At 72.1% G+C, this 16,076-nt stretch carries 2 protein-coding genes; both read left to right on the top strand.

The annotated features are described in order from the left end of the window. Positions 1–5,835 (top strand): type I polyketide synthase (locus tag ACF1CT_RS36495; protein ID WP_391788339.1); only part of this gene is annotated, 5,835 nt, incomplete at its 5' end. Between the two features lie 47 nt (positions 5,836–5,882). Then, positions 5,883–16,064 (top strand): type I polyketide synthase, encoded by a 10,182-nt coding sequence (locus tag ACF1CT_RS36490; protein ID WP_391788338.1) that lies wholly within the window; start codon positions 5,883–5,885, stop codon positions 16,062–16,064. Positions 16,065–16,076 lie beyond the last annotated feature (12 nt).

Below are 16,076 nucleotides of genomic sequence, written 5' to 3'. Positions count from 1 at the left end.
AGTGTGGTGGCGTGTGATGTGTCTGATCGTGGGGCGTTGGAGGGGGTGTTGGCTGGGTTGCCGGTGGAGTTTCCGTTGGTGGGTGTGGTGCATGCGGCGGGTGTGTTGGATGATGGTGTGTTGGATGGTTTGGGGCCTGAGCGGTTTGTGGGTGTTCTGGGTTCGAAGGTGGGGGCTGCGGTTCATCTGGATGAGCTGACGCGGGGGTTGGGGCTTTCTGCGTTTGTGTTGTTCTCGTCGGTGTCGGGTGTGTTGGGTGCGGCGGGGCAGGCGAATTATGGTGCGGCGAACGCGTTTTTGGATGCGTTGGCGGAGCGGCGTCGTGCTGAGGGGTTGCCGGCGACGTCGATTGCGTGGGGTCCGTGGGCCGAGGGTGGTATGGCTGCTGATGGTGGGCTGGATCAGCGGATGCGTCGGGCGGGTATGCCGCCGATGGATGCCGGGTTGGCGGTGGAGGCGCTTCAGCGGGCTCTGGAGCTCGACGACACGACCGTGACCGTCGCGGACATCGACTGGGACCGCTTCGGCCCCGATTTCACCGCGGTGCGGCCCAGCCCGCTCCTCGCCGAACTGCCGGAGGCCCGGAGCCAGGCGCCTTCCGCCGGAACGGCATCCGACGCGGCCACGGGAGGCCCCTCGTTCACGGAGCGGCTCGCCGGGCTTCCCCCTGCCGAGCAGGACCGGGCACTGCTGGAGCTGGTCCGCACCCACGTGGCGGCCGTGCTGGGGCACGACGGTTCTGGTTCGGTCGGCGCCGACCGGGCCTTCCGAGAGCTGGGCTTCGACTCGCTGACCGCGGTGGAACTGCGCAACCGGCTGGGCGCGGCGAGCGGTGTACAACTGCCGGCGACCCTGGTCTTCGACTACCCCACCGCCGCCTCACTCGCCGGCTATCTGCGCGAGGAGCTGGTGGGCGCGGCGGCCGTTCCCGTCGTCCCCGAAACGGTCCCGGTCGTGCCGGTCGACGACGACCCGATCGCGATCGTCGCGATGAGCTGCCGCTTCCCCGGCGGAGTGCGCACCCCCGAGGAACTGTGGACGCTGCTCACCTCGGACGGGGACGCGATCGCGGAGTTCCCGGCCGACCGTGGCTGGGACCTGGAGGCGCTGTACGACCCGGATCCGGACCGGAAGGGCACCTTCTACGCACGTGAAGGCGGCTTCCTCTACGACGCGGGCCAGTTCGACGCAGCGTTCTTCGGGATCAGCCCGCGCGAGGCGCTGGCCATGGACCCGCAGCAGCGGCTGCTGCTGGAGACCACATGGGAGGCGTTCGAGCGGGCGGGCATCGACCCGAAGACGCTACGAGGCACCTCCGCAGGCGTCTTCGTCGGCTCCAACGGCCAGGACTACGACTCCGCCCTGCGCGACATTCCGGAAGACGTCGAGGGCTACCTGGGCACCGGCAACGCGGCAAGTGTGGTTTCCGGGCGACTTGCGTACACCTTCGGGCTGGAGGGCCCGGCCGTCACCGTCGACACCGCGTGCTCGTCCTCGCTCGTCGCCCTGCACTGGGCGATCCAGGCGCTGCGCAGCGGCGAGTGCTCCCTCGCGCTGGCCGGTGGTGTGACCGTGATGTCGAGCCCCGGCGCGTACATCGAGTTCAGTCGCCAGCGCGGACTGGCCCCCGACGGTCGCTGCAAGGCGTTCGCGGCCGGTGCGGACGGTACGGGCTGGGGCGAGGGCGTCGGCATGCTCCTCGTGGAACGGCTCTCCGACGCACGGCGCAACGGCCACCCGGTCCTCGCGATCGTCCGAGGTTCGGCGATCAACCAGGACGGCGCGAGCAACGGACTGACCGCGCCCAACGGCCCCGCCCAGCAGCGGGTGATCCGACAGGCCCTGGCGGGCGCCGGGCTGTCCGCGGCCGATGTGGACGCGGTCGAGGCGCACGGCACGGGAACGAAGCTGGGCGACCCGATCGAGGCGCAGGCACTGCTCGCCACCTACGGACAGGACCGCGCGACCGACCGGCCGCTGTGGGTGGGGGCCATCAAGTCGAACATCGGTCACACGCAGGCCGCGGCGGGTGTCGCGGGCATCATCAAGATGGTGCTGGCCCTGCGGCACGGGGTACTGCCCCGCTCCCTGCACGTCGACGCGCCGACCCCGCACGTGGACTGGTCGTCGGGCGCGGTCGAGCTGCTGACCGAGGCCGTCGACTGGCCGGAGACCGGCCGCCCGCGTCGCGCGGGCGTGTCCTCCTTCGGCTTCAGCGGCACCAACGCCCACACCGTGCTGGAGCAGGCCCCCGAGGCCCCGTCCGCCCCGGCCACCTCCGAACGACGCCCCGTCGTCCGGCCGGATGTACTTGCCTGGCCGCTGTCGGCCAGGAGCGCCGACGCGCTGAGGGCACAGGCCGAGCGGCTGCGCGCCCACGTGGTCGCCACCGAAGAGCTGAGGCCGCTGGACCTCGCGTTCTCGCTGGCCACCACCCGCTCCGCGCTGGAGCACCGCGCGGTGGTCACCGGCGCCGATCGGGAGCGGCTGCTGACCGGTCTGGACACGCTGGCACGCGGCGAGTCCGCGGCGCACGTCGTCCTGGGCACCCCCACCGAGGGCCGCACCGCGATCCTGTTCACCGGGCAGGGCAGCCAACGGCTCGGCATGGGCCGCGAGCTGTACACGACGAGTCCGGTGTTCGCCGAAGCGCTGGACGCGGTGAGCGCGGAGCTGGACCGACACCTGGAACGCCCGCTGTACGACGTGCTGTTCGGCGAGGACGCCGCGGAACTGGACCGGACGGGCTTCACCCAGCCCGCCCTGTTCGCCGTCGAGGTCGCGCTGTACCGGGTCGTCGAGGCCGCCGGGGTGCGCCCCGACTTCCTCGCCGGTCACTCCATCGGGGAGCTGGCCGCCGCCCATGTCGCCGGCGTTCTTTCACTGGTGGACGCGGCGAGGCTGGTGGCGGCGCGCGGCCGGCTGATGCAGGAGCTTCCCGCCGGTGGCGCGATGATCGCGCTCCAGGCCTCGGAGGAGGAGGTCCTTGCCCTGCTGGCCGAGGACGAGCACAGGCATGGGCACGAGCACGGGCGCGGGTTGAGCGTCGCCGCCGTCAACGGACCGGAGTCCGTGGTGATCGCCGGTGACGAGGACGCGGCGCTGAAGGTCGCGGAGACGCTCCGCGACCGGGGCCGCAAGACCAAGCGGCTCACGGTCAGCCACGCCTTCCACTCCCCGCTCATGGACGGGATGCTCGGCGACTTCCGCAAGGTCGCCGAAAGCCTGACCTACGGCGAGCCGCGCATCCCGGTCGTCTCCACCGTCACCGGCCGTCTCGTCACCGACGAACTGGGGCAGGCCGACTACTGGGTACGCCACGCCCGCCAGGCCGTCCGATTCCTGGACGCGGTGCGCACCCTGGAGACCCAGGGCGTCACCACCTACACCGAACTCGGCCCCGACGGGGTCCTCACCGCGATGGCCCAGGACTGCGTCACCGCCGGCGGTGCCACCTTCGTCCCCGTCCTGCGCGGCAACCGCCCGGAGCCGGAGACACTCGTCGAAGCCCTCGCCCACCTGCACGTACGGGGCGTGGCCGTGGACTGGGAGGCCGTTCACGCGGGCACCGGTGCGGTACGCGTGGAACTGCCGACGTACGCCTTCCGGCGTCGCCGCTACTGGCTCGAAGGTTCCGCACAGCAGACGTCCGGCACCGCCCCGGTACCGGCCACGGACCGGGACGACGCCCGGTTCTGGGAGGCCGTCGAGGCCGACGACCTCGCCGCGCTCACCGACATCCTGGCCATCGACACCGAACAGCCACTGAGTGCCCTGCTGCCCACCCTGTCCGCCTGGCGCCGACGTCGGCGCGAGCAGTCCGCGCTCGACCGCCGACGCTACCGGGTGAACTGGAAGCCACTTGCCGACCCGGACACCGCAGCGCTCGTCACCGGCAACTGGCTCGTCCCCGTGGACACCGAACACGCCACCGCCCCCTCCGTCCGCCGACTCCTGGACGCTCTGACCGAACGCGGCGCCCACATCAGGCCGGTGGAACTCGCCACGGCCGACCTGGACCGGGCCGCACTCACCGCCGCGCTGCGGAAGGCCGCCGACGGCGAGCCCGTGCACGGAGTGCTGTCGCTCCTCGCCCTGGCCGAGCGACCGCACCCCGAACACCCCGCGGTCCCGTCCGGGCTGCTGCTCACCTCGACGCTGGTGCAGGCACTCGGCGACACCGAATGGACCGCGCCCCTGTGGTGCGCCACCGTCGGAGCCGTCGCCACCACCCCGTCCGAACACGCGAGCAGCCCCGCCCAGGCACAGATCTGGGGCCTGGGCCGGGTCGTCTCGCTGGAGCACCCGGAGCGCTGGGGCGGCCTGGTCGACCTGCCCACGACGCTCGACGAACGGACCGCCGACCGGCTGGCCGCCGTGCTCGACGGGATGCTCGGCGACGGACACGAGGACCAGGTGGCCCTTCGCACGGCGGGCATCCTGGCCCGTCGCATCGGCCACGCCGAGCCGACCACGACGGTGGGCGAGCCCTGGCGTCCGCGTGGCACGGTCCTGGTGACCGGCGGCACCGGCGCGCTGGGCGCCCACGTGGCCCGCTGGCTGGCGGGCAACGGCGCCGAGCACGTGGTTTTGGCCGGGCGACGCGGCCCGGAGGCCCCGGGAGCCGCCGCACTGCGCGACGAGCTCATCGGACTGGGGGCCGAAGTCACCGTGGCGGCCTGCGACGTCACCGACCGGGAGGCGGTGGCCGCGCTGCTCGCCACCGTGACCGAGCGGGCTCCGCTGACCGCCGTGGTGCACACGGCGGGTGCCGGACAGTTCGCCCCGCTGGCCGAGACCGGTCCCGCGGACATCGCCGGGGTGGTGGCCGCCAAGGTCGCCGGCGCCGTCCACCTCGACGCACTGCTCGGAGACACCGAACTGGACGCCTTCGTCCTGTTCTCCTCCATCGCCGGGGTCTGGGGCAGCGGCGGGCAGGGCGCCTACGCCGCGGCCAACGCCTTCCTCGACGCCCTGGCCGAGCAGCGCCGGGCACGCGGCCTGACCGCCACCTCCGTCGCCTGGGGCCCGTGGGCGGGCGGAGGGCTGGTCGCCGACGACGAGGCAGCCGAACAACTCCGCCGACGCGGCCTGCCGGTGATGAGCCCGGACACCGCGATCACCGCCCTCCAACAGGCGCTCGACGGTGACGAGACCACCCTCACCGTGGCCGACGTCGACTGGGAACGCTTCGCCCCCGCGTTCACCGCAGCCCGCCCGAGGCCGCTCGTCGCCGACCTGCCCGAGGTGCGCGACGCCCTGGCGGAGACGACCGCGGAACGGACGGAAACCCCCGACGAGGCACCCGAGTCGCTGACCGAACGGCTGGCCGCGCTCAGCCGCCCCGAGGCCGGGCAGACACTGCTCGACCTGGTCCGCTCCCATGTCGCGGCCGTACTCGGACACGACGGTGTCACGGAGATCGAGGAGGGCCGGGCCTTCAAGGAACTCGGCTTCGACTCGCTCACCGCCGTCGAACTCCGGAACCGGCTGAACACGGCCACCGGCCGACGGCTCCCCGCCACCCTGGTATTCGACTACCCGACGCCCGGCGCGCTCGCCGACCAATTGTGTGCGGAAATCCTGGGCGAGGAAACCGCCCCGGAACTTCCGGCACTCGCGGAAATCGACAGGCTGGAATTCACCCTCAGCAACGTCCCCGTCGACAACGCGGAACGGGCGAACGTCACGGCACGCCTCGAAGCGCTGCTGAGGTCGTGGAACGAAGCCGAGAGCACGGCGTCCGGAGCCGGTCCCGACGAGGAACTCGAAATCGACGAGGCCTCGGCCGAAGACATCTTCGACATCATCAACAATGAATTCGGAAGGTCCTGACGTGATGACCGCTCACATTCCGACTCTTTCCAGGGGGTGACGTTTCAGTGGCTACCGCAAATGAAGAGAAGCTTCTCGACAACCTGAAGTGGATGACCACGGAGCTGCGCCGGGCTCGTCGCCGCCTGACCGAGGTGGAAGCGGACGCGCAGGAGCCGATCGCGATCGTCGCGATGAGCTGCCGCTTCCCCGGAGACGTGTCGTCCCCCGAGGACCTGTGGCAATTGGTCGACCGGGGCGGCGACGCCATCTCCGGCTTCCCGGACGACCGGGGCTGGGACATCGAGGCACTGGCCGACCCCGACCCCGACCGCAAGGGCACCTTCTACAACACCGGCGGCGGATTCCTCGCGGACGCCACCGACTTCGACCCCGCCTTCTTCGGTATCTCGCCGCGCGAGGCCCTTGCCATGGACCCGCAGCAGCGACTGCTGCTGGAGACCTCCTGGGAGGTCTTCGAACGGGCGGGCATCACCCCGGCGACACTGCGCGGCAGCAAGACCGCCGTCTACGTCGGCGCCGCCGCCATGGGCTACGGAAACGACCTCCAGGGCGCTCCGGAAGGGCTTGAGGGCCTGCTGCTGACCGGTGGGGCGACGAGCGTGCTGTCCGGCCGCATCGCCTACACCTTCGGCCTGGAGGGCCCGGCCGCCACCATCGACACGGCCTGCTCGTCGTCGTTGGTGGCCCTGCACTGGGCGGCCCAGGCGCTGCGCACACGCGAGTGCTCCCTGGCACTGGTCGGCGGCGTCACCGTGATGCCCAACCCCGATGTCTTCGTGGAGTTCAGCCGTCAGCGTGGGTTGTCGGCCGACGGTCGGTGCAAGTCCTTCGCGGCTTCGGCCGACGGTACGGGCTGGTCCGAGGGTGTCGGTGTGCTGCTGGTCGAGCGACTCTCGGACGCCCGGAGGAACGGGCATCCGGTGCTGGCCGTGGTGCGGGGTTCGGCGGTCAACCAGGACGGTGCGAGCAACGGCCTGACGGCGCCCAACGGGCCCGCGCAGCAGCGCGTCATCCGCCAGGCCCTGGAGAACGCACGGCTGTCGGCTGCCGAGGTCGACGTCGTGGAGGCGCACGGCACGGGGACGACGCTGGGTGACCCGATCGAGGCGCAGGCGCTGCTGGCCACCTACGGTCAGGAGCGTCCGGAGGGCCTGCCGTTGTGGCTGGGCTCGCTGAAATCCAACATCGGCCACGCCCAGGCCGCGGCAGGTGTCGCGGGCATCATCAAGATGGTCAAGGCCATCGAGCACGGCGTACTGCCCCGGACCCTGCACGTCGACGAGCCCACCCCCGACGTCGACTGGTCCACCGGCGACGTCGCGCTGCTCACCGAGGCCCGGCCCTGGCCGGAGACCGGCCAGCCGCGCCGCGTCGGCATATCGGCGTTCGGTGTCAGCGGAACCAACGCCCACACCATCCTGGAGCAGGCTCCCGAGCCGGCGGCGGAAGAGAGCGAGGCGACCGAGGCCACCGCCCCGGCAGCCCGCGCCACCGCCCTGCCCTGGCTCCTGTCCGCCAAGAACACGTCCGCGCTGCACGAGAGCGCCGACCGCCTCGCCGCGCACCTCGACGGCACCTCCCACGACATCGCCGACATCGGCTACTCCCTGGCCACCGGACGTACTGCCATGGAGCACCGCACCGCGATCGTCGCCGCCGATCACGACGGCTTCGCCGCGGCCCTCGGCGCCCTGGCACGCGGCGAGTCGGTGCCGGGCCTCGTAACGGGTTCGGTGGCCGGTGGTAAGTCGGCGTTCCTGTTCACGGGGCAGGGGAGTCAGCGTCCGGGTATGGGGCGTGAGCTGTATGAGGCGTTCCCGGTGTTCGCACAGGCCCTGGACGCGGTGTGTGCGGAGCTGGACCGGCATCTGGAACAGCCGCTGAAGTCCGTGCTGTTCGGTGATGATGCCGAGTTGATCGGCCGGACGGGGTTCACGCAGCCCGCGTTGTTCGCGGTCGAGGTGGCGTTGTTCCGGCTGCTCGAAGGCTGGGGCCTGCGCCCCGACTTCCTCTCCGGGCACTCGATCGGTGAGCTGGCTGCCGCGCATGTGGCGGGTGTGCTGTCCCTCCCCGACGCTGCGAAGCTGGTGGCGGCCCGGGGCCGGTTGATGGAGGAACTGCCCGCCGGTGGGGCGATGATCGCGGTGCAGGCGTCGGAGGACGAGGTGGCGCCGCTGCTGACCGAGGGCGTGAGCATTGCCGCGCTGAACGGTCCGCAGTCCGTCGTTATCGCTGGTGACGAGGACGCGGCTGTCGCGATCGCGGCAGGTTTCGAGGCGCGTGGGCGGAAGACGAAGCGGCTGACGGTCTCGCACGCGTTTCACTCGCCCCGCATGGACGGGATGCTGGAGGCGTTCCGTGAGGTCGCGGAGGGGCTGTCGTACGAGGTCCCGCGCATTCCGGTCGTGTCGAACCTGACCGGTGGTGTGGTGTCCGCCGAGGAGATCACCGACCCCGGTTTCTGGGTGCGGCATGTCCGCGAGGCGGTCCGTTTCGTCGACGGTGTCCGTGCGCTGGAGGCGCAGGGTGTGTCGACGTTCGTGGAGCTGGGTCCGGACGGGGTGCTCTCGGCCATGGGCCAGGAGTGCGTCACCGGCGAGGACGCTGTCTTCACACCGGTCCTGCGCGCGGGGCGTTCCGAGACCGAGGCGCTGGTCACGGCCGTGGCACGGGCGCATGTCCGGGGTGTCGCCGTGGACTGGTCGGTGTTCTACGCGGGGACGGGTGCGCGGCGGGTGGACCTGCCGACGTACGCGTTCCAGCACCAGCGGTTCTGGCTGGAGCCGGGTGCCAGGAGCGGTGATGTGACCGCAGTCGGTCTGGAACCGGCCGATCACCCGCTCCTGGGCGCGGCCGTGCCGCTCGCCGACAGCGACGGTTTTCTCCTCACCGGGCGAATCGGTCTCGACACCCACCCGTGGCTGGCCGACCACACCGTCATGGGTTCGGTCCTGCTGCCGGGCACGGCCTTCGTCGAACTGGGCATCCGGGCGGGGGACCAGGTCGGTTGTGATCACCTGGAGGAACTCACCCTGGAGGCGCCGCTGGTGCTGCCCGCCCGTGGTGGAGTCCGGCTGCAGCTGACGGTGGGCGCACCGGACGCCGACGGCCGCCGTTCGCTGACGATTCTCTCCCGCCCGGTGGACGCCCCGGACGAGGAGCCATGGACCCGGCACGCAGCCGGCACGCTCGCCAACGGGGCGCAGAGGCCGGAGTTCGCATGGGCCGAGTGGCCGCCCCAGGGCGCCGAGGCGGCCGACGTCACGGAGCTCTACACGGCTCTGGCCGCCGACGGCCTGCCCTACGGCCCGGCGTTCCGCGGGCTGACCGCCGCCTGGCGGCGTGGCGACGAACTGTTCGCCGATGTGGAGCTGCCCGAGCAGTCACGGGGCGGCGGCGTCTTCGGTGTGCACCCGGCCTTGCTGGACTCCGCACTGCACGCGCTCGGCCTGGCGGGCGACGACCGGGGCGGCCGGGGACAGGGGCGGCTGCCGTTCGCCTGGAGTGGGGTGTCGCTGTACGCGAGCGGCGCGACCACGCTGCGGGTCCGATTGGAGCTGCGGGGTACCGCGGAGGTGCGGCTGGAGATCGCGGACCCGACCGGCGCGCCGGTGGCCGTCGTGGAGTCGCTCGCACTGCGCGCGATCTCGGCCGAGCAGGTGCGGGCCGCACGCGCGGCGTTCCATGAATCGCTGTTCCGGCTGGAATGGGCCGAGCGGCCCGCCGCCGACACGGGCGCGCGGACCGGCGCCCGGTGGGCGGTGCTCGGCCCCGACCGCCTGGGACTCGGGGCACCGGCGTACACGGACCTCGCCGCGCTCACCGACGCGGTGGCGTCCGGTGCGGAGCTTCCCGAAATCGTTTTCGTGTCGCCCGACGGGCAGGACGACCAGGCCCCGGACCCGGCCGCCGCGGCGCACCGGGCCACCGCGGGGGCACTTGCCCTCGTCCAGTCGTGGCTTGCCGATGAACGGTTCGCCGCCTCCCGCCTTGTGCTGGCCTCCTCACCGGCCCGTCCCGCGCAGGCTGCCGTCTGGGGCCTGCTGCGTTCGGCGCAGGCCGAGAACCCGGATCGCCTCGTCCTGCTCGACATCGACGACCGGGATGCCTCCCGCGCCGCCCTTCCGGCCGCCTTGGCCTCCGGCGAGGAGCAGTTGGCCGTCCACGCGGGCGTCATACGGACGCCCCGGCTGGCCAGGGTGCCGGTGGGTGAGGGTGTCGGCGGTGTGGTGTGGGATGTGCGGGGGACGGTGTTGGTCACGGGTGCGAGTGGCCAGTTGGGTGGGTTGGTCTCTCGTCATCTGGTGTCCGTGTGTGGTGTGCGGAATGTGTTGTTGGTGAGTCGTCGGGGTGGTGGGGCGCCGGGTGCTGCGGAGTTGGCGTCGGAGTTGGGTGGTCTGGGTGCGTCGGTGACGTGGGCGGCGTGTGATGTGGCGGATCGGGAGGGGTTGGCCGCGGTGCTGGCCGCTGTTCCGGCGGAGCATCCGTTGACGGCGGTGGTGCATACGGCCGGTGTGCTGGACGACGGCGTCATCGACTCACTCACCGCCGAACGTCTGTCACACGTGCTGCGTCCGAAGGCGGACGCGGCATGGAACCTGCACGAGCTGACACGCGATCTCCCGTTGTCCGCGTTCGTTCTCTTCTCCTCCGCCTCCGGGCTCTTCGGCAGCCCGGGGCAGGGCAACTACGCCGCCGCCAACGCGTTCCTGGACGCGCTGGCGGCACAGCGCCGTGCCGAAGGGCTGCCGGCCGGCTCGCTGGCGTGGGGCCCCTGGGCCGGCTCGGGCATGGCCGGCGGCCTGGACGAGGTCGACATCGGCCGGATGCGACGGGCAGGGCTGCCGCCGCTGACACCGGCCGAGGGCCTGGCACTTCTCGACGCCGCCCTCGCCACCACCGAGGGGGTCCTGGCCCCGATGCGGGTGGACACCGCGGCCCTGCGCGCGCAGGCGGCTACGGGCACGATCCCGCCGTTGCTGCGCGGCCTGGTCCGGATACCGGCGCGGCGCACGGTGCGCACGGACGCCGGTGCGGGCAGCACCGGGCTGGCGCAGCGCCTGGCCGGGCTCGGCGAGGGTGAGCAGCACCGGCTGCTGCTGGACCTGATCCGCACCCAGGTCGCCGCGGTCCTCGGCTACGCGGGGCCGCAGGCGGTCGAGGAAGGGCGGGCGTTCAAGGAACTGGGCTTCGACTCCCTCACCGCTGTCGAACTGCGCAATCTGCTTCGCGAGGCGACCGGGCTGCGGCTCTCGCCCACGCTGGTCTTCGACTACCCGACCTCGCTCGCCCTGGCCGGCCATCTGCGCACCGAGCTCCTCGGTGACGTTGCCGAAGCGATCGTTCCGGACCGGGTGGCAACCGCCGCGAGCGATGACCCGATCGCGATCGTGGCGATGAGCTGCCGGTTCCCCGGCGGTGTGCGCTCGCCCGAGGACCTGTGGCAGTTGCTGGTCTCCGGCGGCGACGGGATCACCCCCTTCCCGGCGGACCGCGGCTGGGACCTCGACACCCTTCACAGCGACGACCCCGACCGCGAAGGCACCAGTTACGTCCGCGAAGGCGGCTTCCTGCACGACGTCGCCGACTTCGACGCGGCGTTCTTCGGTATCTCGCCGCGCGAGGCGCTGGCCATGGACCCGCAGCAGCGGTTGCTGCTGGAGACGTCCTGGGAGGTGTTCGAACGGGCCGGTATCGACCCGGCCGGCCTCCGCGGCAGCAGGACCGCCGTGTACATCGGCTCCAACGAGCAGGACTACCTGACCCTGTGGCTGGACGAGCCGCAAGGACTCGAAGGCCATCTGGGAACGGGTAACTCCGCCAGTGTGGCGTCCGGCAGACTCTCCTACACCTTCGGTCTGGAGGGCCCCGCCCTCACCATCGACACGGCGTGTTCCTCGTCGGTGGTGGCGCTGCATCTCGCGGCCCAGGCACTGCGCAACGGCGAGTGCTCGCTGGCACTGGCCGGCGCCGTGACGGTCATGTCCACCCCCAGCGCCTTCCTGGAGTTCAGCCGCCAGCGCGGTCTGGCCGCCGACGGCCGGATCAAGGCGTTCTCGGGCGACGCGGACGGCACCATCTGGTCCGAGGGCGTGGGTGTGCTGCTGGTGGAACGGCTCTCGGACGCGCGGCGCAACGGCCACCCGGTGCTCGCCGTGCTGCGCTCCACCGCCATCAACCAGGACGGTGCGAGCAACGGCCTGACGGCGCCGAACGGTCCGTCGCAGCAGCGCGTCATCCGGCAGGCGCTGGCCGACGCCGGACTGAACACGTCCGACGTGGACGCCGTCGAGGCACATGGAACCGGCACCACCCTGGGTGACCCGATCGAGGCGCAGGCGCTGCTGGCGACCTACGGGCAGGAGCGCCCCGAGGGGCGGCCGCTGCTGCTCGGTTCGGTGAAGTCCAACATCGGCCACACCCAGGCCGTCGCGGGTCTCGCGGGCATCATCAAGATGGTCAAGGCGATGGAACACGGCGTGTTGCCGCAGACGCTGCATGTGGCCGAACCCACCCCGCACGTGGACTGGTCGGCCGGCGACATCGAGTTGCTGACCGAGGCGCAGGAGTGGCCGGAGACCGGTCGCCCGCGTCGGGCCGCCGTCTCCTCCTTCGGCTACAGCGGCACCAACGCGCACGCGATCATCGAGCAGGCCCCGGCGGCCGATGCCGAGGCCGACACGACACCGGAAGTGACCCTGCCCGTTCTGGCCTGGCCGGTCTCCGCCCGCGACGCCGACGCGCTCCGCGCCCAGGCGGAGCGGCTGCGCGCGTACGTGACGTCCACGGAGGGGCTGCGGCCGCTGGATCTCGCCCATTCACTGGCCACCACCCGTGCCGCCCTGGAGCACCGCGCCGTACTCCTCGGCCGGGACACCGAGGATCTCGGGCGGGGCCTGGCGGCCCTGGCCGCGGGCGAGTCGGCGCCGGGACTGGTGACAGGAACGACGACCGGGGGCAAGACCGCCTTCCTGTTCACGGGGCAGGGGAGTCAGCGTCCGGGTATGGGGCGTGAGCTGTACGAGGCGTTCCCGGTGTTCGCACAGGCCCTGGACGCGGTCTGCGACGAGCTGGACCGGCATCTGGAGCAGCCGCTGAAGTCCGTGCTGTTCGGTGAGGAGGGTGCCGGACTGCTGGACCGGACGGGTTTCACGCAGCCCGCGTTGTTCGCGGTCGAGGTGGCGTTGTTCCGTCTTGTCGAGGCGTGGGGTGTGCGGCCTGATTTTCTGTCGGGTCATTCGATCGGTGAGCTGGCTGCCGCGCATGTGGCGGGGGTGTTGTCGCTTGCGGATGCGGCGAAGCTGGTGGCGGCGCGTGGGCGGTTGATGGAGGAGTTGCCGTCCGGTGGGGCGATGGTGGCGGTGCAGGCGTCGGAGGACGAGGTGGCGCCGCTGCTGACCGAGGGCGTGAGCATCGCGGCGCTGAACGGTCCGCGGTCCGTCGTGATCGCGGGTGATGAGGACGCGGCTGTCGCGATCGCGGCAGGTTTCGAGGCGCGTGGACGGAAGACGAAGCGGCTGACGGTCTCGCACGCGTTCCACTCGCCCTGTATGGACGGCATGCTCGACGCCTTCCGCGAGGTGGCGGAGACGCTGTCGTACGAGGCGCCGCGCATTCCGGTCGTGTCGAACCTGACCGGTGGTGTGGTGTCCGCCGAGGAGATCACCGACCCCGGTTTCTGGGTGCGGCATGTCCGCGAGGCCGTCCGTTTCGTCGACGGCATCCGCGCCTTGGAGACCGAAGGCGTGACGACCTTCGTGGAGCTGGGCCCGGACGGGGTGCTCACCGCCATGGCCCAGGACTGCGTGACCCAGGACACCGGATCGGTGTTCGCCGCCGCACTGCGCACCGGGCGGCCCGAGCCCGAGGCGCTCATGCACGCCGTGGCCCGGGCAGCCGTCGCAGGAGCGGCCCCGGACTGGGTGGCGTTCTTCGGCGGCACCGGCGCCGCGCGCGTCGAGCTGCCGACGTACGCGTTCCGCCCGAGCCGGTTCTGGCCCGAGACCGACAGCGACACGGCACCGCCCACACCGATCGCCGCGGACGCGGTGGACGCGCGGTTCTGGGAGGCCGTGGAGCGTGAGGACCTGGGAGCGCTCGCAGCCGAACTGGCGGTGGAGGGCGAGCAGCCCTTCAGCACGGTGCTGCCGGTCCTCTCCTCCTGGCGGCGCAGGCAGCGGGAGCGTTCCGCGGCCGAGAGCCGGATGTACCACGTCGGCTGGAAACCCCAGCCGCAGTCCGGCGCACCCGCCCTCACCGGGACCTGGCTGACGGCCGTTCCGGCGAACCTCGCGGACGACGGCCGCATCGGGGCGATCGTCGACGACCTGGCACGGCGCGGGGTCCGCGTCGTGCGTGTCGAACTGGACACGGCCGACACCGAACCGGCTCTGCTGGCCGCCAGGTTGGCGTCCGTCGCCGACGGGCCGATCGCCGGTGTGTTCTCCCTGCTGGGGCTGGACGAGCGGCCGCACCCCGAACACCCGGCGGTGCCGGTCGGCCTGGCGCTGACCGGGGCGCTGACCGGGGCGCTGGCCCTGTGCGAGGAGTACACCGCCGCACGGCTGTGGTGCGTCACCCGCGGTGCGGTGTCCGTGGGAGCGTCCGACCGGTTGAACAGCCCCGCCCAGGCACAGATCTGGGGCCTGGGCCGTGCGGTCGCCCTCGAACAGCCGGAGCGGTGGGGCGGCCTGGTCGACCTGCCGGAGACACTGGACGAGCGGGCGTTGACCCGGCTGGCCGGTGTTCTCGCCGGTGCCCACGCCGACGAGGACCAGGTGGCGATCCGTGCGGAGGGGCCCTTCGTCCGGCGACTGGCGCACCGGACCGCGGCCGACGACGGCACCGAATGGACGCCGCGGGGAACCGTTCTGGTGACCGGTGGTACCGGCGCCCTGGGCCGGCACGTGGCCCGCTGGCTGGCCGGTAACGGGGCCGAACGCGTGGTACTGCTCAGCCGACGGGGCCCCGACGCCCCCGGCGCGGCGGAGATCGTCGCCGAACTGTCCGGTGCCGACACCACGGTGACCGTCGAGGCATGCGATGTCGCCGACCGCGAGGCGCTGACCACACTTGTCGACAAGCTGGCGGCGGACGGCACCCCGGTGCGGTCCGTGGTGCACGCCGCAGGCATCTCCCAGGTGCCCGGCACCGCGACCGAACTCCCCGAGTTCGCCTCCGTCGTGGCGGCCAAGACGATGGGTGCGATCCATCTGGACGACCTCTTCTCCGGCGGCACCGAGGACCGCACACTCGACGCCTTCGTCCTCTTCTCGTCGATCGCCGGCGTCTGGGGGAGCGGCGGCCAGGGCGCGTACTCCGCGGCCAACGCCTTCCTCGACGCGCTCGCCGAGCAGCGCCGGGCGCGGGGCCTGACCGCCACCTCGGTGGCCTGGGGCCCGTGGGCGGACGGTGGCATGGCCACCGAGGGCGACGCCTCCGAGCAGCTCAGCCGACGCGGCCTGCCGCCGATGCCCGCGGAGCTCGGCATGGTCGCGCTGCGCCGGGCACTGTCCGGCGACGAGACGGCAGTGACCGTGGCCGACGTCGACTGGGCGCGCTTCGCCCCCGTTTTCGCCGCGGCCCGGCCGCGCCCCCTGATCGACGACCTTCCGCAGGTCCGTGCCGCCCTGCCGGACAGCACGGAGAACACGGGCACCGCCGACGACGGAACATCGGCGCCCGCGCTGCGCGAGCGACTGACCGGGATGACCGCGGGCGAGCGGCAGAACACGGTGCTGGAGCTGGTCCGCGGACATGTGGCGACGGCCCTCGGCCACGCCTCCGCCGCCGACGTCGAGGCCGGGCGCGCCTTCAACGAGCTGGGCTTCGACTCGCTCACCGCGGTCGAACTCCGCACCAAACTCGGCGCGTCGACCGGGCTCCGGCTGCCTGCCGGCCTCGTCTTCGACTACCCGACCCCCCAGGCCCTGGCCGACCATCTGCTGCGCGAACTGGTCCCGGACGGCACGGGCACCGGCCCGGCCGCGGTGGTCGACACCGATCCCCAGGACGTCGAACTGCGCAGGACCCTTGCCGCGATCCCGATGAGCAGGATCCGGGAGGCCGGACTGCTGGAGCCGATGCTCCAACTGGCCAACCCCCAAGCGGCGACACCCGCCGCCGGTCATGCCGATGACACCGCTGAATCCATCGACGAGATGGACGTCCAGCACCTCATCGACATGGCACTCGACCTCGACAGCCTCGACGGCACCGAATCCTGACGCGGCCCAAAG

Source organism: Streptomyces sp. NPDC014734, assembly GCF_043083325.1.
GTDB lineage: Bacteria > Actinomycetota > Actinomycetes > Streptomycetales > Streptomycetaceae > Streptomyces.
Note: the sequence above shows the minus strand (reverse complement) of the source record. Positions and strands in the feature narration are given on the sequence as shown.